Here is a 26,753-nt window from a genome sequence, read left to right on the forward strand (position 1 = left end):
TTCCGCAGTAGCTCAGTGGTAGAGCTATCGGCTGTTAACCGATCGGTCGTAGGTTCGAGTCCTACCTGCGGAGCCATGGCCCGTTGGTCAAGCGGTTAAGACACCGCCCTTTCACGGCGGTAACACGGGTTCGAATCCCGTACGGGTCATAAAAAAGAGTCAGCAATTAGCTGGCTCTTTTTTTCTTGTGAAAAATATAATGTGAAGTTACGTTCTTTTCTAATATACGATATCGTCAATCCAAAATCCCTCTATTTATTATGAAATAAATAGAGGGATTTTGGAAAAACTATAGTATGTATAAAAAGGAGGGAATAGAGCTACATGACAACAGTTAGAGAATTTATGAGTACCGATATTGTGCAATGTACACCGCTAGATAATGTATATGAAGCTGCTGTGAAAATGAAAGAAGAGGCCATTGGGATGATTCCAATTGTAGAGAATAATCAAGTGGTTGGTCTTGTCACAGATCGTGATTTAGTTGTTCGTGGAATTGCTGAGAAACATCCTGGGTCTAATAAAATTACAAATGTCATGACAACAGAAATTGTTTCCGTATCTCCTGATGACCCTATTGAAAATGCTACAGAGTTAATGGCACAGCATCAAATCAGAAGACTACCTGTAGTTGAGAATGGCGAGCTTGTTGGGATGTTAGCGCTAGGTGATTTAGCAATAGCAGAGAAAGCTGATGATCAAGCTGGATTTGCTTTAAGTGAGATTTCCGAGCATACAGAATAACGAATAGATGCAGATTATTTTCAGGCTAGAAAATACAGTGTATTTAGGTGCTAGAGAATAGGTAAGATTGGATACGTTTTATTCCGCATTAACGGGCAGTAAGCCCCCCACCTCAAGGTTCAGAGAGAAGCAAGAAAGATAGGTGAGGGATAACTGCCTGTAAAAGCCCGATTGGTGAGGACTTTCCATCAGTGGTGGATGAAGAAAATCCCTACTGATGGAAGTTTCACTTTATTAATACTGCAAACAAAATTATATTGTTATTAAAACGTATCCAAAATGTTAGGCATAGATGTATATAAGGTGTAAAGATGCTTAACTAAGTATATATGAAGAATAATATATGCTAATTTCATTTGAAATTTTGGTTAAAAATTCCTATTACTAATTTTTGTTATGTTAAAAAATGATATAATAATAAATATAAGTTTTATAATTTATTTTGAATATATTAATATTTATAATATTATGTTTATCTACTAAGCTATCAAAGATTTTATATATAAATAGAAATGGAGGGGAAATGATATGAGGGATGTACAAATTAATCCAAATTGGAATTTGGTTACAGATGTTTATGTAGAACCAAATAATTTTGCGGATTTATTTTCTTTACTTGCACCAAATCATCCAAAAGGCGAAGGAAAAGAACGGACAATTTTAGCTTGGAAAGAAAAAGAATTTTATAAACAAGAAAACTTGGCTCCGTTTATTTTATATGGAATGAATAAGGTGCAGGACTTGCCACAGTTCCATAAGGATGAAATACCAACTTTAATTCGTATTGTTCGTTTATGCCAGAAAATCAGTTGGTATAAGGAAGCGTATACATTTATGGTGAACCAAAGATTAGATGAATTTGTACATACATCTATGGAATATGAAACGTGGGATATTTTAACTCAAGTTGTGGCTTGGAACTACTTAATTGTAAAATATCGAATTGGTAAATTGGAAAATGATGATGTAATGATATGGGAAAGAATTAAATTTAATACAGAGTGTATTGAAAAATGTGAGAAGCTATTATCTCATAAGGAAGTAATGGAACTTACATTCTTTTATATTTGCAAACAGGCAAAATTATTGTCCAAAGAACAATTAGATCAAGAGATGATGAACTTAGCAATATACTGTAATACATATGTTTATGACTTATACATATATGACTTATTAAAAAAATATCGTAAGTGTACGGATTTTTTAACATATTATGGACCAAGTCGTTCTGTTGTTGCATGTCAAAGGGCTGTAATTTCTCAAATTTCTGATCGCCTTAATCCATTAAAAACCACGCATGTGGATGATTATCTTTATGTAATGAAAGAAATGATGGAGCACATGTCGTTTGAATTTATGAATCGATATGAGCATTTCATTGGAAAACTATTATCATATGTACCATTTTTTGAAATGATTCAAGTTCCGCAACATGCATATTATTGTGAAGAGTTGATGTATGTTTGTAAAGGAATTGAACATAAGGAAGAACTTTTGCGGAATTATATATTTATACAATTACATGATTGTTTACCGTCATTTATCAAACAATTTCTAAAGAATAAGCGTTATGCAACGATTCATGATATTTTATTTTACTGGTGTGATGATGAACAACGAGTGGGATTAGAGAAGAAATATAATTTAAGTTTTATTTATGAACGATATGCGTGTGGGTAAAGAAAAGTTTTGTGCTTTCCCTTGTTCACTCTCTATAATGTATAAATAAAAAAAGGTCTCACACTTCAAGTGAGACCTTTTTTTATTTAGTCGTAAATGAGAAGTAGACATACGTCCATTCTAAGCTTCTTGTTGTTTCTTACGGTGATTAGGAATGTAAATATATTGGGAAATAATGAGTAGTACCCCTATAAAAAATACAGGAAATATAGCAGCCAGGTGAAAACCACTATAAATAATATTTGTTATTAAACCGCCGATAATAACAAATGCAGTATATATATGAGAAATGTGTTTCTTTAGTCGGATTTTGAATGCTTCCATCAAAGATTCGATAGTAACAAATAAGATAACGATACTCAAAAAAACAATGTTAGTATTGTAAATTACTAAACAACAAATTAAACCGAGAAAAGCCAAATACTCAATTATTAAGGCAATATTACGTGGCATATAATATTACCGAACTAAATACTGCAGTGGATTTACTGCGTTTGTTTTTTCAAAATTCCATTCACCATTATGTAATTCAAAATGGAGGTGCTGCCCAAATGAATGGCCTGTATTTTCCATATGTCCTAACAATTCCCCAGTCTGAACTTGATCACCAACATTTACAATATAACTGTTTTTCCGTTTAGTAGATGTAGAAATATTTGTATTTTTTACGGAGTTAGCATTATTCCTTGTTTTTATTTTATTATTCGAATATAATATTTTTAGATTCGTTTTTATATATTGAGTGTTTTGTGTAGGCAATTCTTGAGCTGCTATAGTACGTGTATCTACTTGAGTTATGGATGGAAGTAGAGATGCGACTGCGACAGTAGTTGCCGTTAAAGCTGTAGCTTTCTGTTTCATCTAATATTAGCCCCCCATAGATGTGTTAATACATTCCCTATTATAGTATAAAGATATAATATTTTGTGCATTATTCATATAACTGTAATATGAAATGAGAAAAATAACAATTTTTTAATGGAATCGAAATATATTAAAAGAATAACAGATTAATAATCATTATAATATGGATTAAAGATAATTGATATTTTCTGAATAGATATATAAATCTAAATTGAAAAACTGACAGAAAAGCTTTCTTTTTAGGAGGGAGAGAGCATCCGACCATGCATAGAAGCGGTTAGATCCTTTTCCTACCCCGTACCAAGTTAAACAAAAAGAGAAAATGAGTACAGGTCACCTTTTATTCTTCATAGCCGCGACTTATATGTTGAAAAATCAAAATGGATATATTTATTTTTCATATTTTATATAAGTAGAACTTTGATGTAAAGAATTCTTACTTTGTATTGGATTCATGGCTCGTAAATAGGATTGGAATAAGTTAAAACAGTTGCTGATGATGGATGACAGTGTTATACTGACTATGATAATTTCATATTGTGCTAGGAGAGTTGGTGTTGCCAGCTGAGAGTAAGGCCGAGAGTCTTTGATCCTTTACTACCTGATCTAGATTATGCTAGCGTAGGGAAGCAATTCGGACATTAACAGTAAGTCCCTGTTTCTTTGCGTAAAGAAACAGGGCTTTTTTATTTGACAATTTTATAGTAGAAACCACTAGGGGTGCTTTATGTGCTGAGAGAGGAATAATCCTTAACCCTTACTGACCTGATCTAGATTATGCTAGCGTAGGGAAGTGGAGCAACGAATAAATGTATTTTTATTTGATGTAACCACTTCTTATAGAGGAGTGGTTTTTTATTTGGATAAATTGATATAAAGGAAGGGGAAATATAAATGAAGTTTTGTGAGAGATTATTTGAGACAGTACAGCCTGTTTGGGAAAAAAGTCATAATCACCCATTTGTAACTGGGATGGGGGACGGTACATTAGAAAAAGATAAATTCCAATATTACATCATACAAGATTATTTATATTTACTAGATTATGCAAAATTATATGCAATTGGAGTTGTGAAAGCGACTAATCCGCAAGTTATGGCAAAATTTGCAGAACAAATAGACGGCATTTTAAATGGAGAAATGACGATCCATAAACAGTATGCAAAACGCCTTGGTATTTCTGTACAAGAGATGGAAGAGGCAAAACCATCTGCTAAAAATTTAGCGTATACAAACTATATGATGTCAGTATCTCAAAATGGTACGCTTGCAGAGTTAATTGCGGCTCTGCTTCCATGTATGTGGAGCTACTGGGAAATTGGAAAGCGTTTAAATGATATTCCAGGAGCAAGGGATCATGAGTTCTTTGGGGAGTGGATTCAAGGATATAGCTCAGAAGAGTATGGAAACCTTTGCATTTGGCTAATGGATTTATTAAATGAACTAGCTGAAGGAAAGTCTGAACAAGAGTTAGACAAATTAGAAGAGATTTTCTTATATTCCAGCCGCTTTGAGTATTTATTCTGGGATATGGCGTATCGTAAGGAGATGTGGGGTTTTGAGGAGCAAGAGCATACTACAATTTCATAATGTTTCCTTTCATTATGATGAAAAGCCAATTATAAAGGGTCTGGATGCCTCGGTACAGGAAAAAGAGTTTGTTAGCATCATTGGACCGAGTGGCTGTGGCAAAAGTACATTATTTCGCTTAATTACAGGATTAGAAGAACCGACGGCTGGAACGATTCAACTTACAGAAACCTCGAGTCATCCTGTAGGGTATATGCCACAAAAAGATATGCTCCTGCCGTGGAGAACAATTATTGAAAATGCGGCATTGCCGTTAGAGTGCCAGGGGATAAAGAAAAAAGAAGCACATGTAAAGGCAAAAGACCTGTTAGAACAATTTGGTTTACAAGGATACGAGAACAAATATCCGAAAGATTTATCAGGTGGTATGCGGCAGCGAGTGTCCTTTATTCGAACTTTATTAACAGGCGGGGACATTTTATTGTTAGATGAGCCGTTTAGCGCATTAGATGCATTAACGAAAGCAACGTTGCAAGAATGGTTGTTTGAGCAATGGAAACAGTGGCAAAAAACCATTTTATTTATTACACACGATGTAGAAGAAGCACTTTTTCTTTCTAATCGGATTTTAATAGTGACAGAGCAGCCTATAACAACTTTAACGGAGCGTGTTGTACCACTTGGAACGGAGCGCTCAAGAAAAGATTTGCATAAGCCTGAGATACTAGGGCTAAAAGATGAGTTACTCGGTATGCTGCAAAGGCAGGTGCTCGTATGAAACGTGTGACAGAGCTACTACCTGCACTGATTTTAAGTAGCATACTACTCATAGCTTGGGAAGTGGGGGCTAGAATTGTAGATGAGATGTATATTTTGCCATCTCCTACTGCAATTCTAGCTAAAATGTGGGCACTGCGTGACATATTACTTACAGTTCATTTGCCAGCAACCTTATATGTAGTCTTAATCGGCGTAGTTATTTCTATTGTACTTGGTGTTGGACTGGCGATGTCTATGAATGCGAGTAAATGGATAGAAAGAGCTTTTTATCCGTTACTAGTTGCTTCACAAACGATTCCAATTACTGCTTTAGCACCATTATTTGTTTTATGGTTTGGCTATTCAATTTGGAGCAAAGTCGTTGTGACAGTTTTGATTACCTTTTTCCCCATTGCGGTAAATACGTATGATGGATTGCGCAGCACGAAAAAGGAATGGGAGGAGCTTTTAGTGACATATGGTGCAACGAAAAAAGATATTTTTCTAAAGTTAAAGTTGCCATCTGCACTTCCGTACTTTTTCTCTGCTTTAAAAATTGCTGTTCCACTTAGTGTCATTGGAGCAGCAATTGGTGAGTGGCTTGGCGCACAAGCTGGTTTAGGATACTTTAGTAAACGAATGATGACACAGTTAGACGGAGCTGGTGTGTTTGCGCCGATTGTACTTCTATCATTACTAGCTATTTTATTTGTATTATTTGTTTCTATATTAGAAAAGAAATTCATTAGTTGGAGGAAACATTCATGAAATTATTCAAACGCATCTTTGTGTTTACATTATTAGTTGCAATGATTGCAGGATGTTCTAGCAATTCATCATCAGAAAAGAAAAAGGCTGAAAAAGAAGTAACAGTTATGCTCGACTGGTATCCAAATGCGGTGCATAGCTTTATCTATGCAGCGATTGAAAAAGGATACTTTAAAGAAGAAGGAGTAAAGGTGAATATTAAATTCCCTTCTAATCCAACCGATCCAGTAACATTAGCGGCAGCGGGGAAAGTAACAGTTGGTTTATATTATCAACCAGACGTTGTCATTGCAAAAGCGAATGAACAAATTCCAGTGAAATCAATCGGAGCTGTGGTCCGTTCACCATTAAATCACGTCGTATCATTAAAATCAGCGGGAATCAATTCACCAAAAGATTTAGAAGGAAAGACAGTTGGTTATTCTGGAACACCTTTAAGTGAAGCGTATTTAAAAACGATGGTAAAAGAAGCTGGTGGTAATCCTGATACTGTAAAAGTAGTAGATGTTGGATTTGATTTAGTACCAGCATTAATTACGAAAAAAGTAGATGCTGTCACAGGTGCTTATATTAACCATGAAGTTCCTGTTATGCGTCATGAAGGCCATGAACCAGCGTACTTCAACCCAGCTGACTATGGTGTACCAAATTATCATGAACTTGTTTTTGTAACAGGTGATAAAACGTTGAAAAAAGATAAAGAAGCGTTGCAAGCCTTTTTACGAGGTGCGAAAAAAGGATATGAATTTATGAAAAAGAATCCAGACGAAGCACTGGATATTTTATTAAATCATCAAGAAAAGGAAAATTTCCCACTTGTTCCAGAAGTTGAAAAAGAAAGTATGAAAATTTTGTTAGAGAAAATGGAAACGAAAGATGAGCCATTTTTATCAGATACGAAAGAGTCATGGGAAAAACAAAATAAATGGTTGAAAGAAAAAGGCATGACAAAAGAGAGTGTTCCTGCCAATGAATTATTCGAAAATATTTTAAAGTAGGCGAGTGAATATGAAAGATGAGCTCCACGTTATCTCAAATGGCCAGATGGCATTCGAAGAGTTAGCGAATGTAGCGATGAAAATTGAGAGTGAGATTGATTATTTGCATATTCGTGAGCGAGAGAAAAGTACGAAAGAGTTATATGAAGGTGTGGAAGGTCTCCTCAAAGGAGGCTTTCCGGCATCTAAGCTTGTGATTAATGATCGAATCGATATTGCAATTCTATTAAATATTCCTCGCGTACAATTGGGATATCGAAGTGCTGATGTCAGGTCTGTAAAGGAAAAGTTTTCTTATTTGCATGTTGGTTATTCTGTGCATTCTTTAGAAGAAGCGATAGTAGCGTTCAAAAATGGAGCAGATTCACTTGTTTATGGTCATGTATTTCCAACGAGTTGTAAGAAAAATGTTCCGGCAAGAGGGTTGGAAGAGATTTCAGATATAGCAAGGCGATTAACGATACCGATTACAGCTATTGGAGGGATAACACCTAAAAATATAGGAGAGGTTCTTAGAGCTGGCGTGAGTGGTATTGCTGTTATGTCTGGGATTGTAAGTGATAGTAATCCGTATAAGCAGGCAAGGTTGTACAAGGAGACAATAAGAAAGTGGGCGAAAAATCATGAGTAAGAAGTATGATGTAGCCATTATTGGCGGCGGTGTGATTGGGAGTTCAGTTGCACATTTTCTAGCTGAAAGAGGATACCAAGTTGCAATTGTTGAGAAACAAAGGATTGCGTCTGAAGCTTCTAAAGCAGCGGCAGGTTTACTTGGTGTACAGGCGGAGTGGGATGCGTACGATCCACTATTTGAGCTTGCTAGAAAAAGCCGTGCAATATTTCCACAACTTGCAGCAGTTTTACGTGAAAAAACGGGTATTGATATTGGATATGAAGAAAAAGGTATATATCGTATAGCCCAAAATGAAGATGAGAAGACAAGAATACTAGATATTATGGACTGGCAACAGAAAACAGGTGAAGAATCATATTTTCTGACAGGAGATGAGCTTTATGAAAAAGAGCCATTCCTCTCTTCATCGATCATTGGGGCTGTATATTATCCAAAAGATGGTCATGTTATTGCACCGGAACTTACAAAGGCATTTGCACACTCTGCGGCCATTTCTGGTGCTGATATATATGAACAAACAGAAGTATTTGATATCAAAATAGAAGACAACCGAGTAGTAGGAATTGTTACGAATGAAGGTATGATTACATGTGAAAAGGTAGTAATTGCTGGTGGTTCGTGGAGTACAAAACTACTTCATCATTTTCATAGTGATTGGGGTACATATCCTGTAAAAGGAGAAGTTGTTGCCGTAAAGAGCTGTAAACCATTGCTGCAATCTCCTATTTTCCAAGAGCGGTTTTATATCGCGCCAAAACGTGGTGGACGCTATGTAATTGGAGCAACGATGAAGCCTCACACGTTTACTAAGTCTGTACAACCAGAAAGTATTACTTCGATATTAGAACGTGCTTATACAATCTTGCCGGCTTTGAAAGAAGCTGAATGGGAAAGTACGTGGGCGGGATTACGCCCGCAATCTAATCACGAGGTTCCTTATATGGGGGCACACGAGGAAATAAAAGGATTATATGCTTGTACCGGTCATTACAGAAACGGTATTTTATTAAGTCCCGTTTCTGGTCAATATATGGCAGATTTAATAGAAGGAAAGCAAGGGAATTATTTGCTAGATTCATTGGTTTCTAAATCAATTTATCCTGCATGAACTAGCAGTAAACGCCTGATTGATGGGGATAAAGAGAACACATGTTGATTAAAGTTTCACTTTATATAAATGTATTTTGATTTTTTAACATGTAAGTCAATGTGACAAAGAATAAAAGCTGAACTACACTCGTTTTTTTTCTTTGTTTTTACTTGGCATGGGGCAGGAAAAGGATCTGACCGCTTCTATGCATGGTCGGATGCTCTCTCCCACCTAACAAGAAAGGTTTATATAGAAAGGGGATGGAAGTTTGAATTTGAAAATTAATGGTAAGCAAGTAGAGGTACCTGGGAGTGTTAAGACAGTAGCAGAATTGCTTACACATTTAGGATTGGATACAAAAATTGTTGTGGTGGAACGTAACCAAGATATTTTGCAAAAAGAAGACCATCGAGATATATCTGTTTTTGATGGAGACCAAATTGAGATTGTAACTTTCGTAGGAGGCGGTTGATTATGTTGAACATTGGACCATTTACATTTCATTCTAGACTTTTATTAGGAACAGGGAAATTTTCTGATTTTGATGTACAAAGAAAAGCAATTGAAGTATCAGAGGCAGAAATTTTAACATTTGCAGTACGTCGTATGGATATATTTGATGTAGACCAACCCAATTTATTAGAAAAAATTGATGTGAAAAAATATACATTACTCCCAAATACAGCAGGGGCAAAAAATGCTGAAGAAGCAGTTCGTATTGCGAAATTAGCAAAAGCTTCAGGGCTTTGTGACATGGTAAAAGTAGAGGTTATTGGTGATGACAGAACGTTATTACCTGATCCAGTGGAGACTTTAAAAGCCTCTGAAATGTTGTTAGAAGAAGGATTTATTGTTCTTCCTTATACATCTGATGATGTTGTATTAGCACGTAAATTACAGGAACTTGGTGTTCATGCGATTATGCCTGGTGCATCACCAATTGGCTCAGGACTTGGAATTGTAAATCCATTAAACTTAAGCTTTATTATTGAACAAGCAAAAGTACCGGTAATTGTGGATGCAGGTGTTGGTAGTCCAGCTGATGCAGCATTTGCGATGGAATTAGGAGCGGATGGTGTGCTATTAAATACAGCTGTATCTGGAGCGAAGGATCCTATTAAAATGGCAGAAGCAATGAAATTAGGTATTCATGCAGGACGTTTAGGATTTGAAGCAGGACGTATTGCACGTAAGCGTTGCGCGACAGCAAGTAGCCCGTTAGAAGGAATGAGCGTAGTTGAATAATCGATATTCTCGCCAAGAGTTATTTTCTCCAATTGGTGAAAAAGGGCAGCGAAAAATAGGCGGAAAGCATGTGTTAATCATTGGTGCTGGGGCACTTGGTAGCGCGAATGCAGAGATGCTTGTAAGAGCTGGCGTCGGCCATGTGACGATTGTGGATCGCGATTATATTGATTGGAGCAATTTACAACGTCAGCAGCTATATTGTGAGGAGGATGTAGAAAGTAATCTTCCGAAGGCTGTAGCAGCACAAAGACGTTTGCAAGCGATTAATAGCAATGTAATTGTAGAAGCATATGTTCAAGATGTGACAGCAGAGGAATTAGAACAGCTTGTTACAAATGTCGATGTAATGATTGATGCGACTGATAACTTTGAAACACGTTTTATCGTTAATGATATATCACAAAAACATTCAATTCCGTGGGTTTATGGGGCGTGTGTAGGAAGTTACGGCCTTTCTTATACGATTTTACCAGGAAAAACGCCATGTTTATCTTGTTTATTACAATCTATTCCGCTTGGCGGAGCAACATGTGATACAGCAGGTATTATTTCATCTGCTGTATCTCTCGTTGTTTCTCATCAAGTAACGGAAACGATTAAAATTTTAGTAGAGGATTATGAAGCACTTCGTGATGGACTTGTGTCGTTTGATGTATGGAAAAACGAATATTCATGTATGAATGTGCAAAAGCTTCGAAAGCCGAATTGTCCATCATGTGGTGGGGAAGCACTCTACCCATATTTAAGTAAAGAGAATACATCGAAAACTGCAGTTTTATGTGGAAGAAATACAGTTCAAATCAGACCTCCTTATAAAGAACAATTAGATTTTAAACGATATAAAGAGCTGCTGCGCGATCGCGTAGCAGATTTAATGGTAAATCCCTATTTATTATCATTTTCAGTTGAAGGAAAGCGACTAGTTGCCTTTCAAGATGGACGCGTACTTGTGCATGGAACAAAAGATATAGTGGAAGCAAAAACGATTTATCATCGCTATTTTGGATAGAAAAGGATGAGTGAGATGAAAGTGAATAAAGCTTTAACAATTGCTGGATCAGATAGCGGCGGTGGTGCAGGTATTCAAGCAGATTTAAAAACATTTCAAGAGCTTGGTGTATATGGAATGACAGCTATTACAGCTATTACAGCTCAAAACACACTTGGTGTGCAAGGAGTATATCCTGTTACCCTTGAAGGGATTCAGGAGCAATTAAATTCAATTAGTGCTGATTTAACACCAGATGCTGTTAAGCTCGGCATGCTATTTAGTAGTGAAATTATTAAGGTCGTTGCAGAAAATATTAAAAAGTTTGGCTGGAATAATATTGTACTAGATCCTGTTATGATTGCAAAAGGTGGTGCATCGTTATTACAGAAAGAAGCAGTGCAAGCATTGAAAGAACATTTATTACCAATTGCAACTGTTGTGACTCCGAATGTACCGGAAGCAGAAGTATTAACAGGGATGGAGATTCATAACATCCAAGATAGTAAAGAAGCTGCAAAAGAGTTGCATAGATTAGGAGCCAAGTACGTTCTTATGAAAGGTGGACATGCGGATTATCAAGGAAATGAAGTTATTGATTTCTTATTTGATGGTGAACAATTTATTGAGTATAGAAGTGAAAGAATTGATTCAAAACAAACGCATGGTAGCGGTTGTACATTTGCATCTGCTGTAACGGCAGGACTTGCAAATGGGTATCCAATCGAAGAAGCGGTTCGAGAAGCGAAAAAGTTTATTAGCATAGCAATTGAACAGCAATTGAATATTGGAAGTGGTCATGGGCCAACGAACCATTTTGCATATAAAGTGAAACTTTAATCAGTGGGGAGCTTCATCCCCCACTGATTATTAGCCTTCACCAATCGGGCTTTTACAGGCAGTTGATTTCCCATCTAGTAGCTTTTGCTTTCGCTGCATTTTTGGGGATCTTACTGCCTGTTAATGCGGGGCAAACGTCAAGAAACTCGTGCATAAATATTCAAGTTTTGATGGGGAAGCCAGTTTTATAAATGGCTTTTTTTATTGTTTACTTTTTCCATGTTTAGGAGTATTATATCAGCCAGAATCTGTTTTTTGTAACGCTGAGTCCGATTCATTTGGAGCGGAGGAACCAAATTGTGCATGGTCACTAGGGGTGAATCTTTCATGATGAAAGTAGGGCTACTCTCAAAGTCCGAATCCGACAGCTAACTTCGTAAGCGTCTTGAGAGAGGATGGTGCATGGATGGATACATCACTTCATCGGTCTGACTAGTATAGGAGAATATCAATCTATATTTGAATTCTTTTATGCTAAGGAGGATGATGTACATGGATGGGGAAAAAGAGGTAACGCTCATTTGTGTAGGGGAAGAGGAAAAAGTAAACAGTTTACGAGAATTAGTGCCTTTTCAACAAGATATGATTATTTTTACCGCAACTGAACATGTAGCGGCTGAAGTGCGAGCATGTGGATTTGAATCAACTTATTGTTGCAATGGTGAGCAGAATTTAACTAATATTTGCAAGAGGATTAAAAAAGTAATCCTGCTAGGAGATGAGCTTCCAACAGTTAGCTTTTTTACCGAGCGTATTCGATTTTCTTTTCAAGCACCTATTACAGTTGTCACAAGAAATAAAAGATATCCAGTAAGGCTCTATCAAACAATTGGAGCTACATTTGTAGTGTTTACAAATTGTGATAACATTTCTTTTTTATTTTTTGAATAGGGCGGGGGAAGTGATGATGAAGGTGTTATTACGCGAGGATATAGCGCATCGTTGGGCAGTATCAGTAGAGCGAGTTCAAGAATTAGCAATGGATTCTATGTTTCCAAAACCATATATGATATTGCCATCAGAAGAGAGTTTGTATTTAGAAACGGATATTATTGCGTATGAAATGTTGCATGTGGAACTAACACGAGTCTACATTCGTGGGAGAAACTTGCGTTCATTTTTATAATGCAAAAAGGGAATGAATTCAAGGTACTATTAAAACGGTACTCAAATTCATTCTCTTTTTTTATTTCATATTAAAAATCGATTTTGATGAAAAAGAAAGAAAAGACAAGGAAACAGATGATAAAATATTAATCTTAATCAATGTAAGCGTTTAAATGATGAAATATTTTCTTATTTTAGGTAATTTTACTCTTTACAAGTTAAATATAGAGGAGTATATTTACATTCATAAATTGTTCATAAATATTTCCAAAAACAACCTGATATCGCTGAGTCCAGAAATGGAGCGGGGGAACCAATTTTGTGCATTGTCACTTGGGGTGAATCTTTCATTACGAAAGTAGGGCTACTCTTTAGGCCCGAATCCGACAGCTAACCTCGTAAGCGTTTGGAGAGGAGGTTTACTTTTGTGTTGTTCATTTTTGAACACTGAGTAGAGCCTCAGTGTTCTTTTTTTGATGGGTATATGGTAAAATTTAACATTTTAAAGTGAGGGATTATAATGCTTGATGTTGTGATGATCGGAATCTGTGTTGTATTGGTAGCATCTATGATAGGGCTAGCGAGCTGGTCAGATAAAGTTGTGAAAGAAGGGAAGCAATCATGATGATTGCCTTATCGGTTATTGTTGCAGCAATTACGGTGTATTTAGTTTATGCGTTATTAAATCCAGAAAAGTTTTAACTAGGGGGAAGCATTTATTATGATTTGGGTCGCAGTTGTAATCACAATGTTGTTATTCATTCTTGTCGCAAAGCCAACGGGTACTTATTTAGAGAAAGCCTTTCAAGGAAATAGCAGATTAGAAAAAGTATTTGGGCCTTTTGAAAAGATTATTTTCAAAATTGCAGGTGTTAAAGCGTATAACCAGAGTTGGAAACAATACGCTTTATCGCTAGTTGCACTCAATGGTTTCATGATCGTTGTTGTATACTTCATCTTTCGCTTACAAGGCGTGCTTCCATTAAATCCGGCTCATATTGAAGGGATGGAGCCAACGCTTGCTTTTAATACAGCAATCAGCTTTATGGCGGATACAAACTTACAGCATTATAGCGGCGAAAACGGATTATCTTATTTATCACAATTAATTGGGATCACATTTTTAATGTTTGCTGCACCGGCAACGACATTAGCACTTGTTATGGCTTTTATAAGAGGATTAGCAGGCAAGGAACTGGGGAACTTTTTCGTTGATTTTACTCGAGCTTTAACAAGGGTCTTTCTTCCCATTGCATTTGTTGCAGCACTGATTTTTGTTGCGCTTGGTGTACCGCAAACTTTAGATGGAGCAGTTACAGCACAAACAATTGAAGGTGTGAAACAAAGTATTTTGCGTGGTCCTGTAGCTTCATTTGTTTCAATTAAGGAACTTGGTAACAATGGTGGCGGATTCTTCGGAGCAAACTCCACACATCCATTTGAGAATCCAGGACAAATCAGTAACATCTTACAAATGATGCTCATGATGTTACTGCCAACAGCTTTACCGTTTACGTATGGACGAATGGTTGGCAATAAGAAACAAGGGCGTATCCTTTTCGTTTCCCTATTTATGGTATTTTTAATTGGGTTTGTAACGATTGTTTCATCTGAATTACATGGGAATCCAGTATTAAATCAAATGGGTATGGAACATGTGCAAGGCAGTACAGAAGGAAAAGAAGTACGATTTGGAACAGTCTTTTCTTCACTGTATGCGACAGTAACAACAGCAGCCGAAACAGGTGCAGTTGATACAATGCATGATACGTTAACACCAATTGGTGGATTGGTACCACTTGTAAACATGATGTTAAATACAGTGTTTGGTGGTGTTGGAGCAGGTTTTGTCAATATCATTATGTACGCAATTATTGCAGTCTTTATATCTGGATTAATGGTTGGACGGACACCAGAATTTTTAGGTAAGAAAATTGAAGGAAAAGAAATGAAATTAATTGCGGTAACAATATTATTTCATCCATTGCTTATTTTAGGATTTTCAGCATTGGCCCTTTCAACTCATTTAGGGACGGATGCGATTTCTCATTCAGGTTTTCATGGTTTAACGCAAGTTGTATATGAGTATACATCTTCTGCTGCCAACAATGGATCTGGATTTGAGGGACTAGGAGATAATACACCATTTTGGAATATTACAACTGGTTTAGTAATGTTTTTAGGACGTTATTTCAGTTTAATTACGATGTTAGCTGTTGCAGCTTCATTGAAAGAGAAGACGGTAGTGCCAGAAACAGTAGGAACGTTCCGCACAGATAATAGTTTATTTGGGGGCATTTTCATTGGAACAATTGTAATTGTTGGTGCATTAACGTTCTTCCCAATGTTAGTGCTAGGACCAATTGCAGAATTTCTTACATTGAAGTAATGGAGGGTAAATGATGAAACCAGTAGTGGTAAAAGAAAAACAAGCAAATCAATCGATTCCATCGTCAATACATGCTGTAGAAAGTGAAGTTAGACAAGCGAAAACAATGGATCGTGATATTGTTACACATGCGATGAAACAATCAGTTGCAAAACTGAATCCAAAAGTAATGGTGAAAAATCCAATTATGTTCGTAGTAGAAATTGGATTTATTATCACTTTTATTTTATCGTTTCTTCCTAATATATCTAGTAGTATACCAGGTTGGTTTAATATAACAGTTTCTCTCATTCTATTATTTACAGTGTTATTTGCGAATTTTGCAGAAGCATTAGCTGAAGGGCGTGGGAAAGCGCAAGCAGATTCTTTGAAACAATCGAAGAAAGATGTATTTGCAAATGTCATAAAAGAGAATGGGAAAATCGTTCAAGTTTCAGCGACTGAGCTGAGAAAAGGTGACATTGTAATTGTAAAGCAAGGGGAAATGATTCCAAGTGATGGTGAAGTCATTAAAGGTTTGGCATCGGTGGATGAATCAGCAATTACAGGTGAATCTGCTCCTGTTATTAAAGAAGCAGGTGGTGATTTTTGTTCGGTAACAGGCGGTACAATGGTTGTTAGTGATGAGATTACAATTTCGATTACAAGCAATCCAGGTGAGTCATTTATAGATAAAATGATCTCTTTAGTAGAAGGGGCTGCCCGTCAAAAAACACCAAATGAGATTGCTCTGAATACAGTACTGACAAGTTTAACTCTTATTTTCTTAATTGTAGTTGTAACACTACCGATTTTTACAAATTATTTAGGGTTTAAGATTGATACAGCCGTACTTGTTGCACTTCTTGTTTGTTTAATTCCAACAACAATTGGAGGATTATTATCCGCGATTGGGATTGCAGGAATGGACCGTGTTACGAAATTTAATGTATTAGCAATGTCAGGTAAAGCTGTAGAGGCTGCGGGTGATATTAATACAATTATTTTAGATAAAACGGGTACTATTACTTTTGGAAACCGGATGGCACATACATTACTTCCTGTAGGAAACGAAACAATTGAACAATTAGCAAAATGGGCTGCATTAGGATCAGTTTTAGATGAAACACCAGAAGGTCGTTCTGTAATTGAATATGTAAAATCAAAAGCTTTATCATATAACAGTGAGCTTGCTGAGCAAGGAGAGTTTGTTCCGTTTAAAGCAGAAACAAGGATGAGTGGTGTAGACTTACTTGATGGTACAAAGGTAAGAAAAGGTGCAGTTGGTGCTGTTATTGAGTGGGTACAAGCGCAAGGTGGTACGATTCCAAAAGATGTGAATCAAAAGGCAGATTTAATTTCAAAAGAAGGTGGGACACCACTTGTAGTTGCAGTGGATGATCGTATTTATGGCTTAATCTATTTAAAGGATACTGTAAAACCTGGTATGCGTGAACGTTTTGAACAACTTCGCCAAATGGGAATCAAAACGGTCATGTGTACAGGGGATAACCCATTAACAGCAGCAACAATTGCGAAAGAAGCAGGTGTAGATGAATTTGTTGCAGAATGTAAGCCAGAAGATAAAATTGCAGTTATTAAAGCAGAACAAGATAAAGGAAAACTTGTGGCAATGACTGGTGATGGTACGAATGACGCACCAGCATTAGCACAAGCGGATGTTGGGTTAGCGATGAATAGTGGAACAACAGCTGCGAAAGAAGCGGCTAATATGATTGATCTAGATTCCAATCCAACAAAAATTATTGAGGTTGTAGGTATTGGTAAACAGCTGTTAATGACGCGTGGTGCGTTAACAACGTTCAGTATCGCGAATGATATAGCAAAATACTTTGCGATTATTCCAGCGATGTTTACATTAGCAATTCCGCAAATGGAAGCACTGAACATAATGAAATTAACTTCGCCACTTTCAGCTATTTTATCAGCATTAATATTTAATGCGATTATCATTCCATTACTCATTCCATTAGCAATGAAGGGGATTGCATATAAACCGATGAGTTCCAATGCATTGCTTGGTCGAAACCTATTAATTTACGGACTTGGAGGAGTCATTGTTCCTTTCATTGGGATTAAGGTAATTGATCTAATTGTAGGATTGTTCATATAAGGAAGAGGGGAAAAGAAAATGGCTAAAAAACAAAATATACTTTCACCAGTCATTCGTGTTACCTTTACATTTCTTGTTCTTTGTGGGCTTTTATACCCGCTGCTTGTAACTGGAATTGCGCAAGCAGTGATGAAGGATAATGCGGATGGAAGTCTTATATATAATGAAAAAAATGAAGTAATTGGCTCAAAGTTAATCGGCCAAAACTTTAAAGACCCACGTTATTTTCATGGACGCGTCTCTAGTATAGAATATAAAGCAGAAGCGTCAGGATCAAATAACTATGCACCATCTAATCCTGATTTAGTAAAACGTGTAGAAGAAAGTGTAGCGGATTGGAAGGATAAAAATCCGACTGTTTCAGTTACGGAAGTACCGATGGATTTAGTGACGAATTCAGGTTCTGGATTAGATCCTGATATTAGTCCAAAGGCAGCTTACGTACAAGTTGATCGTATTTCAAAATTAACGAATATTCCGAAAGAAAAACTAAATCAAATGATTAAGTCTCAAACAGAAGGTGCTACATTAGGATTATTTGGAGAGGATCGTGTGAACGTTTTGAAATTAAATTTAGAATTACAAAAAATAATGAAATAGTACTGTTGCTACCTCAATCCAATCGATTGAGGTAGCGTTGTTTACTGGGAAGGAGTGCGTGTAATGTATGCAGATGACTATAAACCGACGTTTCAAAGACGAACGCCGGAAGAATATTTAGAATATATACGCCAGCAAAATCGTGGGAAATTAAAGCTGTATGTAGGTGCTGCTCCAGGAGTAGGGAAAAGTTATAAAATGTTGTTTGATGCGCAAGAAATGAAAAAAGAGAATATTGATATTGTAATAGGTTTAATTGAAACGCATGGAAGAAAAGAAACAGAAGAAGCAATTGCTGATTTAGAAAGAATACCGTTAAAAGAAATAAACTATAAAGGAAAAGTATTTTATGAGCTCGATGTAGAGGGGATTATAAAGCGAGCACCGCAAGTAGTTGTTGTGGATGAATTGGCACATAGTAATATACCTGGATTAAAACATAAAAAACGTTATATGGATGTAGAAGAATTATTGGACGCTGGGATATCAGTATTATCAGCGTTTAATATTCAACACTTAGAAAGCGTTCATGATATTGTGGAACAAATCACGAATGTAAAAGTACGAGAGCGTATTCCTGATTTTATTTTACAAAAAGCAAATGAAATTCAACTTGTTGATGTAACCCCTGAAGTTTTGAGGAAACGATTGACAGATGGAAAGATATATAAAGAAGAAAAAATTCAGCAAAGCTTACAAAATTTTTTTACGGTTAATAATTTAGGAGCTTTACGAGAGTTATCACTTCGTGAAGTTGCTGACGATATGGACGAGAAGATTAGTCAGTCAGTGACAGAACCAATAGGTGTAAAAGAAAAAATTCTCGTTTGTGTGCAATATAGTTCAACAGCAGAGAAATTAATACGGCGTGGTTGGCGTATGGCAGATCGATTAAACGCTGAATTGTATGTATTAAATGTTGAAAGAGAAAATATAGAATCATTATCGGCAAGCAAAAGGCAAACAATTGAGGAGTGGCAAGCGTTAACGAATCAATTTCATGCTACTTTCGTATTGGAAGAAGCGAAAGGAAGAAAGCCAGCTGATGTCATTATTGAAGTGGCAAAACGATTACAGGTCACCCAAATTTTACTTGGTCAATCAGCAAGAACAAGATGGGAAGAAATTCGAAAAGGATCAATTGTAAATGAAATTATGAGGCAGACGAAGCATATTGATATTCATATTGTGGCGGATCAGAGAGTATAAAAAAGAGAATGTCCAAATGCAGTAAAATAGCTGTTTTCGGACATTCTCTTTTTTGTTTGTAATATATATAAATGTTTATTTAGCTTTTTGAATTCTAGCTTTTCTTACAGGATGAGAAGTTAGCTTTTTCATAGAATATAAGACCACAATCAGAAAAACAATTGCCTCTACAAAGAAAATCCAAAAGTAATTTTGATTAAAGAGTAGAAAACTGCCTACGATTGGTCCTGTACCCATTCCAATATAACGGATAAAGTTGTAGATACCAATGGCAGTTGCTCGTTCGCTTACAAATTCTTCAGTTAGTAGAGTTGTATGGGTTGGAATTGATAGTCCCATGCTAAAACCGTATAGGGATGTTGCAATGATAAGGATTGGGATATTTATATGATATGTGAAAGAAAATAGAATAACGCATGTGATATTGAGAAAACTGGTGAGAAGTAAAGCTTGTTTTGTTGTAAGTAATGTTTGTAAAAACTTGTAGCAATAACTTCCTAGCATAATACATAGAGACATTGGTACAAACATAAGCCCAATTTTACTTGTGTTGAAATGAACTAAATTGGCTAGTATTGTTGGTAAAAAAACAAGAAAACAAAAATAAATGCAGAACTGCATAAATCCAATGATCGCAATAGCAGAACCAGTTCTGTGTTTTAAGATACTCCAATAATTATTAGTTGTTGTAGCTTTTTTAGAAATAACCGGTTTTGTTTCTGGTAGCCATGCAATATTTACAATTAATAGAGCTATGCCAATCGTAGATAAGAATAGAAAAATAGATACGTGACCATTTATATTTCCAAGATAGCCGCCTATGAGAGGGCCTACAGCAGGAGCAATGGAAAGTAGCATTTGATAAAGACTCATGGCTTTCCCTCGTTCTTTTCCTTCGAATAAGTCCCCAATAATAGTAGCCGCTACAACAGGTATCGCAGCTATCCCTGATGCTTGAATTGCTCTGAAAATAAGAAATAAATAAATGTTTGTTGTAAAAGCACAACCAATTGCACCGATTGTACCTATGAATAGGCTGGGAAGAAGAATATATTTGCGTCCTTTTGTATCAATTAATGGTCCATAAACAAGCTGCATAATTGCAAGAACAAAAGTAAAAATAGAAACAGTTAAATTCACAAGATAAAGAGAGGTGTGAAAAGAATCTTGAATCATTGGTAAGAGGGGCGTGTAAATGTTTTGAGCAAAGGAACCTAATAGAGCGCTAATACAAACGATATACAAAATAGATTTTAATTTTGATGAAGATAATGAGTGATTCATCAGAAAACCTCCTTATTTTAGTTTCCTTGGAAACTAAAATAATTTTAACATTATTTTCTTACTTGTAAAGATAAAAATGAATTTAATTTTTATTTTGAAATGGTATATAATTAAATTGTTTCTGCGGAAACTTATGAAGTATCATGGAGGGGATTCGACTTGGACCGTACAGTAAGGCAAATAGAAATACTTTCGGATATTCGTACACTTTTTCATAAACAAGAAGAGCATATGAAAGGAAATGATGAGCGTTTTCTTCGTGAGACAGGGGTAAGTGGTATGTCTTTATCAGAATTACATGTGATCCAATGCATAGGAAAAAAAGGATTAATGAATGTAACAGCTATTACTGAAGAGATGGGAATGACAAAGGGAGCAATTTCTAAAATTTGTACAAAATTGTTTAATAAACAATTTGTTGAAAAGATGAAAATGTTAGATAATCAAAAGGAAATATTTTTTCGTTTAACAGACAACGGAAATGAAATTTACATGGCGCATGAGAAATTGCATCAACAAGCTGAAGAGAAGTGGTTGTTACTTTTAAATCAGTATACAGAAGAGGAATTATCATTGATTCAAAGGTTTGTAAAGGATGTAGGAGCTCATTTAGAGAAGTAGAAGAATAATTTTTCGTTCGCACCAAGCCTTCTGAATATGGTTTTCGTGAAGACCCTTATATAATAGAAAGAGATATTTAACAAGATGAATAATTAAAGAGTCTATGTATATAAAGAGGAGAGAAAACAATGCTTGAAAATACGGGTTTAGTATTAGAAGGCGGCGGTATGCGCGGTGTATATACGGGTGGAATACTAGAATACTTTATGGAACAGGATTTATATTTTCCATATGTTATTGGTGTTTCAGCGGGAGCGTGCCATGCGGCGTCATATATTTCAAGACAAAGAAATCGAAATAAAACAGTAAATATTGATTATGCAACACATCCGAGGTATTTATCTTACAAAAATTTATGGAAAAAACGTCAGTTATTTGATATGGACTTTATTTTTCGTGAGATTCCAGAACAGCACGTGCCATTTGATTTTGACACATATTTTAATAGTGCAGAGCGTTTTCTAGTAGGAACGACAGATTGTGAAACTGGTGAACCAATGTATTTTGAAAAAGAAGGAACAAATGCAGATGTATTGACTTTATTACAAGCTTCTAGCTCATTGCCATTTATCGCACCAGTTGTAAATTACCGTGGTAAACAATTATTGGATGGTGGAATTTCGGATCCAATCCCAGTTCGTAAAGCACAGCAAGATGGTTATGAGAAATCGGTTTTTATTTTAACGAGAAACCATGGATATGCGAAGAAAAAATCAAAATTTGGATGGATTGCAGCAAAAGCTTATAAAAAATATCCTAATCTTGTCAATACGATGCTTTCTCGTTATGAAGTATACAATGAGACACTTCATTATATTGAAAAAGAAGAGTTAGCTGGAAATCTATTTGTCATTCGTCCAGAAGTACCACTTCAAGTGGATCGAATGGAAAAAGATCCACAAAAGCTGCAAAATTTATATGAACAAGGCTATAAAGATGCAGCAAGACAATTTGCGGATTTACAGGCGTTTTTACAAAGGTAATGGATGGAAAAACCTCTTTAAGGGGTTTTTGTTCTTGTAATAGACTGAATATAAAATCTATTTAGAGCTAATTGTGGTGTAATTTGGGTAAAAGTGTATAGAGGAATGATACATATGGAAAATGTATATAAGGGACTTAGACGTATGGGATATACGGCAATGTTTATTTCTTCATTTTTGATTCAAAAGTATAGTAAAGAATTGCAAATGAATAAGGAATATTAGAAAAAGCCTTTGTTCACAGAATTTGTGAGCCAAGGCTTTTTTATTAGTGCGGTAAGAAAACTAATTGATAAGCAAACAAAATACCAAATACATATACAAGTGGATGAACAGCACGGAATTGTCCTTTTGCCATTTTCATAAGTGGATATGAAATGAATCCAAGTGCAATACCTGTTGCGATGCTTGATGTAAGTGGCATGCTTAAGATTACTAAGAATGCTGGAAATGCTTCGTCGAATGTATCCCAATCAATATGACGTACAGCGCCCATCATTAAGCTACCAACAATAATTAATGATGGAGATGTAATTGCTGAAACACCAGAAACAGCACCTACTAGAGGACCAAAGAATGCAGCAACGGCAAACAATGCAGCTACTGTAATTGTTGTTAAACCAGTACGTCCACCAGCTGCAACACCCGCAGATGATTCAATATATGCTGTTGATGGTGTTGTTCCGAACATAGCCCCGATTGTTGCTGAGAAAGAATCAGATAGAAGAGCTCGTCCCGATTTTGGGAGTTTACCATCTTTCATAAGTCCACCTTGCTGAGCGACACCAAGTAATGTACCAGTTGTATCGAATAATGTAACAAGGAAGAGGGAGAATACAACGCCGTATAAACCGTAGTTAATTACATCAGAAACAGCAGTAATTGGATTTGAAACAATAATTCCTTCTGGTAATCCAGGCATAGATGTAATGCCGTTTGGGAATGTTAACTGACCTGTGAAATAAGCGATAATTCCTGTTAATAACATTCCGAAGAATAATGCGCCGTTTACATTTAAGGACATAAGAATAAGTGTGATCCCAAGTCCAGCTAACGCTAGTAGTACTGGAGGCGAATGAAGATCTCCAAGTCCAACTAAGTTAGATGGATGTTTTGTTACGATGCCCGTCATACGTAAACCGATAAAGGCGATAAATAAGCCAATACCAGCAGTAATTGCGTGTTTTAAGTTTTCAGGAATTGCTTCCATTAATTTTGTACGGAAAGAAGTTAATGATAACAACATTAAAATCATACCTGCCACAAATACAGCAGAGAATGCAATTGCGAATGTCATTCCTTCATGCGCTTTTACAACAGAGTAAGAGAAATAAGCGTTAAGTCCCATACCCGGCGCGATTGCAATTGGTAAATTTGTAAAGATTGCCATAAATAATGTTCCAACAACAGCGGCAATAATTGTCGCTGTAAATGCTTGTTCAAATGGAACACCTGCATCCCCAAGGATGACAGGGTTTACGACAATGATATATGCCATTGTTAAGAAGGTAATTATACCTGCCATAATTTCAGTTTTAATAGAAGTTTTATGTTTTGAAAGGTTAAACATATAAACATCCTTTCTGTTTACGAATAATTGTCACAACAGTTATATATAATATTCGTTTTTTAGTTCTATTGCAAGAGTTTCGTACAAAAAATTTTATAACAATTTCTATTTTATGTCTTAATTTCGAATATTAATCACAGAACAGCTCATATGTTTCGGCTTTTCATGTATAAGTACTTTTTATAAATGTGTACATCATAAGAAAGAGAAATGAGAAGGAGCTGAAATGTGTATGCCTGAGCAAAAAAAGTTTTTAACATTACCACCACAACATCAAAATAAACAACCGGGGATTGAAGCGATGATGAATCCTCTCCCAGAGTACGAAGATCCTAATTATCGCGGTAGTGAAAAACTAAAAGGGAAAAACGTGCTTATTACAGGAGGGGATAGTGGAATTGGAAGGGCGGTATCTATTGCGTTTGCAAAAGAGGGAGCGCATATTGCTATTGCTTATTTAGATGAACTTGAAGATGCAAATGAGACAAAAAGACTTGTTGAAAAACAAGGAGTGAAGTGTATATTACTTCCTGGTGACTTAAGTAGTGAACAACATTGCCAGCATATTGTAAAGGAAGCGGCTTCGAAGCTAGGGGGGATGAATATTGTTGTGAATAATGTCGCACAGCAATATCCACAGCAAAGTTTAGAATACATTACAGCGCAGCAACTTGAAAAAACATTTCGCATTAACATTTTTTCTTATTTTCATGTTACAAAAGCTGCGCTTTCACATTTAAAGCAGGGAGATACAATCATAAATACAGCTTCGATCGTTGCGTATGAAGGAAACGAGCAACTCATTGATTATTCTGCAACAAAAGGAGCGATTGTTGCTTTTACACGTTCACTTGCAAAATCACTAGTTCAAAAAGGAATTCGTGTAAATGGTGTTGCGCCAGGCCCGATTTGGACACCGCTTATTCCAGCGAGTTTTGATAAGAAGAAGGTATCGGAATTTGGAAGTAATGTACCGATGAAAAGACCAGGGCAGCCGTATGAATTAGCACCTGCTTATGTATATTTAGCTTCAGGCGATTCCACATATGTTTCCGGACAAATCATTCACGTAAATGGTGGTGTAATTGTGAATGGATAAGTTAAATCTGAAGAAGCTTTGTACTTTCATTCATAAGAATAGAATTCATAGTAAAAGCTAATTGTACCCTCATATATTATGGTCAATTTTAAAGGGGGATGCTTGGGGGGATATGAATGAAAAAAGTATGTTTAGTTGTAATACTCTTTTTCTGTCTACCAATTAGCACTTTTGCGGATACAGATCATCTGATACTAATTAACCTTACAACAAATCAATTATCTTTTTTTGAAAATGGAAACTATGTAAGGACGTTTCCTGTTACAACTGGAAAGCGTAACACACCAACCCCTGAAGGCACATTTTGTATCATTAATAAATATAAAAATAAAGAATATCACCGTAAAAATATTCCGGGTGGTGCACCGAATAATCCACTTGGAACAAGATGGCTTGGTTTAAATGAAAAAGAATATGCAATTCATGGTACAAATCGAGAAGGGACAATTGGAAGAAGAGAATCAAACGGTTGCATTCGTATGCATGATCGAGATATACAATGGCTATATGACCGAGTATCGTTACGGACAAAAGTAATTATTTCTCAGTTTTATACATCTCCAGAATATGCAGCGCATAAGCTTGGATATCGTGTTACAAGTTGGAATGGACGTATAATAGCAGAAGAACAAATTGGAATGTTAACACTTGTGGATCGTATGAATATATATTGGCAAGAACCAAATGGCCAATTTACGAAAGTAAAAACAGTATTGCCGAATGAACGATATGCTGTTTATTCTCGAGGGAAAAATGGAAGTTATTATATAGGTAATAATTTGTATATTATGGATGAAACAGGCGGGAAAATTCGTTATGAGCAAGTGCCTTATTCCATTTTAAGTAATATATATAAGAGGAAATATAATGTACAGTAAAGCTATCGTAAATAGGCGATAGCTTATTTGTTATATAAATAAAAAGCGAAAGACCTTTCTTTTTGGATGAGAGAGAGGATCCGTCCGTGGATAGAAGCGGTCAGAGCCTTTTTTGGCCCCATGCCATGTTAAAACAAAGAGAGGAAATGAGTGGAGGTCTCTGTTTGTTTTCATAGCCGCGATTTATATAGCAAAGTGTAATTAGTTGGTCCAATCGCAACTATTCTGTTCTTGTGAATATAATACAGTACAGATTGGGGGCGGGCGTGTTATGAGAAAAGAGAATAGCCAATTTGCATTTAAAATCTTTTTGTTAACGAATTGCTTATTTATTATTTATTTGTATGTTTCATTTATGTTTAATCTGTATATTCCCTATATTGATTTATTACTTTTCGTTGGTTTTATTTGGTCCTTTGTTGAAGCGAGAGAAGGGGAAGATGGAATCTATCGCAGGATAACATTGTTTGGAACAGTTTTTATATTGATTGTGTATATAACGATAATGCATGATGCATGGAAATATGGGGTTGTTATAATGTAGAAGCATACCTTTAGCTGTATGCTTCTACATCTTTAAGCGTTAGGAAAGAAACGATTGCCCGCGATTTGTACAAGTTTAAGGCAACAACTTTCTTTTCAAAATGTTTACCATCTGTTAATGATGAATGAATATCATGGCATACAAAGTCGATTAGTAATTCCCCGATATAAAAAACGTGTCTTATTTTTGTTCGTCTCTTAAATAGTATGTTTA

The 26,753-nt window shown here is 35.9% G+C and carries 29 protein-coding genes, 2 tRNA genes, 1 pseudogene and 4 riboswitches; of the genes and pseudogenes, 27 read left to right on the top strand and 5 right to left on the bottom strand.

The annotated features are described in order from the left end of the window. Window position 1 precedes the first annotated feature (1 nt). The 4 genes from JDS96_RS19725 (at window position 2) to JDS96_RS19740 (ending at window position 2,424) form a co-directional block, all read left to right on the top strand. Window positions 2-76 (top strand) — tRNA-Asn (locus JDS96_RS19725). A 1-nt stretch (window position 77) separates the two neighbouring features. Beyond that, window positions 78-149: transfer RNA gene (locus JDS96_RS19730), tRNA-Glu, on the top strand. Window positions 150-324: 175 nt separating this feature from the next. Next, window positions 325-744, top strand: coding sequence for a CBS domain-containing protein (locus tag JDS96_RS19735; protein ID WP_006093581.1), 420 nt, complete (start codon window positions 325-327; stop codon window positions 742-744). A gap of 528 nt (window positions 745-1,272) precedes the next feature. After that, window positions 1,273-2,424 carry a DUF3965 domain-containing protein gene (locus JDS96_RS19740; RefSeq protein ID WP_199667783.1) on the top strand — a complete coding sequence of 384 codons (1,152 nt, stop codon included), beginning with the start codon at window positions 1,273-1,275 and terminating at the stop codon, window positions 2,422-2,424. Window positions 2,425-2,544: 120 nt separating this feature from the next. On the opposite strand, the gene JDS96_RS19745 is transcribed toward JDS96_RS19740, so the two are convergent. Then, window positions 2,545-2,877, bottom strand: a complete 333-nt coding sequence (locus tag JDS96_RS19745; RefSeq protein WP_199667784.1) for a hypothetical protein — start codon at window positions 2,875-2,877, stop codon at window positions 2,545-2,547. Window positions 2,878-2,883: 6 nt separating this feature from the next. Then, window positions 2,884-3,285, bottom strand: coding sequence for a M23 family metallopeptidase (locus JDS96_RS32840; RefSeq protein WP_003205911.1), 402 nt, complete (start codon window positions 3,283-3,285; stop codon window positions 2,884-2,886). 537 nt (window positions 3,286-3,822) lie between these two features. Continuing rightward, a riboswitch (TPP riboswitch) is annotated at window positions 3,823-3,933 on the top strand. A 61-nt stretch (window positions 3,934-3,994) separates the two neighbouring features. Next, a riboswitch (TPP riboswitch) is annotated at window positions 3,995-4,097 on the top strand. Between the two features lie 85 nt (window positions 4,098-4,182). Here JDS96_RS32840 and tenA point away from each other — a divergent pair. The 18 genes from tenA to kdpDN all read left to right on the top strand — a co-directional run bounded on the left by tenA (window position 4,183) and on the right by kdpDN (window position 19,561). Continuing rightward, complete coding sequence (gene tenA / locus JDS96_RS19755) at window positions 4,183-4,878, top strand: thiaminase II (RefSeq protein ID WP_003195302.1); 696 nt, start codon at window positions 4,183-4,185, stop codon at window positions 4,876-4,878. Next, window positions 4,847-5,596 carry an ABC transporter ATP-binding protein gene (locus JDS96_RS19760; RefSeq protein ID WP_199667785.1) on the top strand — a complete coding sequence of 250 codons (750 nt, stop codon included), beginning with the start codon at window positions 4,847-4,849 and terminating at the stop codon, window positions 5,594-5,596. Before tenA ends, JDS96_RS19760 begins: the two co-directional genes overlap by 32 nt. Then, on the top strand, window positions 5,593-6,345 hold the full coding sequence (locus tag JDS96_RS19765; protein ID WP_018782383.1) for an ABC transporter permease: 753 nt from the start codon (window positions 5,593-5,595) through the stop codon (window positions 6,343-6,345). Before JDS96_RS19760 ends, JDS96_RS19765 begins: the two co-directional genes overlap by 4 nt. After that, on the top strand, window positions 6,342-7,343 hold the full coding sequence (locus JDS96_RS19770; RefSeq protein ID WP_199667786.1) for an ABC transporter substrate-binding protein: 1,002 nt from the start codon (window positions 6,342-6,344) through the stop codon (window positions 7,341-7,343). The genes JDS96_RS19765 and JDS96_RS19770 overlap by 4 nt, the downstream gene beginning before the upstream one ends. Before the next feature lie 10 nt (window positions 7,344-7,353). Further along, complete coding sequence (gene tenI, locus JDS96_RS19775) at window positions 7,354-7,974, top strand: thiazole tautomerase TenI (protein WP_199667787.1); 621 nt, start codon at window positions 7,354-7,356, stop codon at window positions 7,972-7,974. After that, a complete protein-coding gene (gene thiO, locus JDS96_RS19780) occupies window positions 7,967-9,085 on the top strand; it encodes a glycine oxidase ThiO (RefSeq protein ID WP_018766912.1) in 1,119 nt (372 codons plus the stop codon). The genes tenI and thiO overlap by 8 nt, the downstream gene beginning before the upstream one ends. Window positions 9,086-9,335: 250 nt before the next feature. Next, a complete protein-coding gene (gene thiS, locus JDS96_RS19785) occupies window positions 9,336-9,539 on the top strand; it encodes a sulfur carrier protein ThiS (RefSeq protein WP_006093590.1) in 204 nt (67 codons plus the stop codon). 2 nt (window positions 9,540-9,541) lie between these two features. Continuing rightward, window positions 9,542-10,312 carry a thiazole synthase gene (locus JDS96_RS19790; protein WP_018766911.1) on the top strand — a complete coding sequence of 257 codons (771 nt, stop codon included), beginning with the start codon at window positions 9,542-9,544 and terminating at the stop codon, window positions 10,310-10,312. Then, the gene (locus JDS96_RS19795; protein ID WP_199667788.1) at window positions 10,305-11,324 is read left to right on the top strand and encodes a thiazole biosynthesis adenylyltransferase ThiF; all 1,020 of its coding nucleotides are present in this window, start codon (window positions 10,305-10,307) and stop codon (window positions 11,322-11,324) included. The genes JDS96_RS19790 and JDS96_RS19795 overlap by 8 nt, the downstream gene beginning before the upstream one ends. Window positions 11,325-11,330: 6 nt before the next feature. Beyond that, complete coding sequence (gene thiD, locus JDS96_RS19800) at window positions 11,331-12,143, top strand: bifunctional hydroxymethylpyrimidine kinase/phosphomethylpyrimidine kinase (RefSeq protein WP_199667789.1); 813 nt, start codon at window positions 11,331-11,333, stop codon at window positions 12,141-12,143. Window positions 12,144-12,394: 251 nt separating this feature from the next. Further along, window positions 12,395-12,542, top strand: a riboswitch (cyclic di-AMP (ydaO/yuaA leader). A gap of 93 nt (window positions 12,543-12,635) precedes the next feature. Beyond that, window positions 12,636-13,034 carry a hypothetical protein gene (locus JDS96_RS19805; RefSeq protein WP_003195320.1) on the top strand — a complete coding sequence of 133 codons (399 nt, stop codon included), beginning with the start codon at window positions 12,636-12,638 and terminating at the stop codon, window positions 13,032-13,034. Window positions 13,035-13,047: 13 nt separating this feature from the next. Further along, window positions 13,048-13,269, top strand: a complete 222-nt coding sequence (locus JDS96_RS19810) for a hypothetical protein (protein ID WP_003195323.1) — start codon at window positions 13,048-13,050, stop codon at window positions 13,267-13,269. 256 nt (window positions 13,270-13,525) lie between these two features. Further along, window positions 13,526-13,669, top strand: a riboswitch (cyclic di-AMP (ydaO/yuaA leader). A gap of 101 nt (window positions 13,670-13,770) precedes the next feature. Next, window positions 13,771-13,875 carry a hypothetical protein gene (locus JDS96_RS19815; protein WP_016113183.1) on the top strand — a complete coding sequence of 35 codons (105 nt, stop codon included), beginning with the start codon at window positions 13,771-13,773 and terminating at the stop codon, window positions 13,873-13,875. Then, window positions 13,872-13,952, top strand: a complete 81-nt coding sequence (gene kdpF / locus JDS96_RS19820) for a K(+)-transporting ATPase subunit F (RefSeq protein ID WP_000972378.1) — start codon at window positions 13,872-13,874, stop codon at window positions 13,950-13,952. The genes JDS96_RS19815 and kdpF overlap by 4 nt, the downstream gene beginning before the upstream one ends. Before the next feature lie 19 nt (window positions 13,953-13,971). Continuing rightward, a complete protein-coding gene (gene kdpA, locus JDS96_RS19825) occupies window positions 13,972-15,639 on the top strand; it encodes a potassium-transporting ATPase subunit KdpA (protein ID WP_006093595.1) in 1,668 nt (555 codons plus the stop codon). Between the two features lie 13 nt (window positions 15,640-15,652). Beyond that, window positions 15,653-17,752: a potassium-transporting ATPase subunit KdpB gene (gene kdpB / locus JDS96_RS19830; protein WP_033797463.1), complete on the top strand. Its 2,100-nt coding sequence runs from the start codon at window positions 15,653-15,655 to the stop codon at window positions 17,750-17,752. An 18-nt stretch (window positions 17,753-17,770) separates the two neighbouring features. Then, the gene (gene kdpC, locus JDS96_RS19835) at window positions 17,771-18,352 is read left to right on the top strand and encodes a K(+)-transporting ATPase subunit C (protein ID WP_003195330.1); all 582 of its coding nucleotides are present in this window, start codon (window positions 17,771-17,773) and stop codon (window positions 18,350-18,352) included. Between the two features lie 63 nt (window positions 18,353-18,415). Further along, window positions 18,416-19,561: a KdpD-like non-kinase potassium sensor gene (kdpDN, locus tag JDS96_RS19840; protein ID WP_003195332.1), complete on the top strand. Its 1,146-nt coding sequence runs from the start codon at window positions 18,416-18,418 to the stop codon at window positions 19,559-19,561. Between the two features lie 75 nt (window positions 19,562-19,636). Here the strand turns inward: kdpDN and JDS96_RS19845 are convergent, their stop codons facing one another. Then, on the bottom strand, window positions 19,637-20,845 hold the full coding sequence (locus JDS96_RS19845; protein ID WP_199667790.1) for an MFS transporter: 1,209 nt from the start codon (window positions 20,843-20,845) through the stop codon (window positions 19,637-19,639). A gap of 159 nt (window positions 20,846-21,004) precedes the next feature. Here JDS96_RS19845 and JDS96_RS19850 point away from each other — a divergent pair, with 159 nt between their 5' ends. Then, on the top strand, window positions 21,005-21,466 hold the full coding sequence (locus JDS96_RS19850) for a MarR family transcriptional regulator (RefSeq protein ID WP_018782374.1): 462 nt from the start codon (window positions 21,005-21,007) through the stop codon (window positions 21,464-21,466). Window positions 21,467-21,594: 128 nt separating this feature from the next. After that, a complete protein-coding gene (locus JDS96_RS19855) occupies window positions 21,595-22,449 on the top strand; it encodes a patatin-like phospholipase family protein (protein ID WP_199667791.1) in 855 nt (284 codons plus the stop codon). Window positions 22,450-22,717: 268 nt separating this feature from the next. Here the strand turns inward: JDS96_RS19855 and JDS96_RS19860 are convergent, their stop codons facing one another. Continuing rightward, the gene (locus JDS96_RS19860; protein ID WP_006093602.1) at window positions 22,718-24,019 is read right to left on the bottom strand and encodes an NCS2 family permease; all 1,302 of its coding nucleotides are present in this window, start codon (window positions 24,017-24,019) and stop codon (window positions 22,718-22,720) included. A 232-nt stretch (window positions 24,020-24,251) separates the two neighbouring features. On the opposite strand from JDS96_RS19860, the gene JDS96_RS19865 reads away from it, so the two are divergent. The 3 genes from JDS96_RS19865 to JDS96_RS19875 all read left to right on the top strand — a co-directional run bounded on the left by JDS96_RS19865 (window position 24,252) and on the right by JDS96_RS19875 (window position 26,540). Beyond that, complete coding sequence (locus JDS96_RS19865; RefSeq protein ID WP_199667792.1) at window positions 24,252-25,118, top strand: SDR family oxidoreductase; 867 nt, start codon at window positions 24,252-24,254, stop codon at window positions 25,116-25,118. Between the two features lie 116 nt (window positions 25,119-25,234). Beyond that, window positions 25,235-25,996 (top strand): L,D-transpeptidase, encoded by a 762-nt coding sequence (locus JDS96_RS19870; RefSeq protein WP_199667793.1) that lies wholly within the window; start codon window positions 25,235-25,237, stop codon window positions 25,994-25,996. Window positions 25,997-26,267: 271 nt separating this feature from the next. Next, on the top strand, window positions 26,268-26,540 hold the full coding sequence (locus JDS96_RS19875; RefSeq protein WP_199667794.1) for a hypothetical protein: 273 nt from the start codon (window positions 26,268-26,270) through the stop codon (window positions 26,538-26,540). Window positions 26,541-26,628: 88 nt separating this feature from the next. Here the strand turns inward: JDS96_RS19875 and JDS96_RS33085 are convergent. Beyond that, a pseudogene (locus JDS96_RS33085) lies at window positions 26,629-26,724 on the bottom strand (carbohydrate kinase); the annotation flags it as partial. Window positions 26,725-26,753 lie beyond the last annotated feature (29 nt).

Source organism: Bacillus cereus group sp. N21, assembly GCF_016483395.1.
Taxonomy (GTDB): domain Bacteria; phylum Bacillota; class Bacilli; order Bacillales; family Bacillaceae_G; genus Bacillus_A; species Bacillus_A pseudomycoides.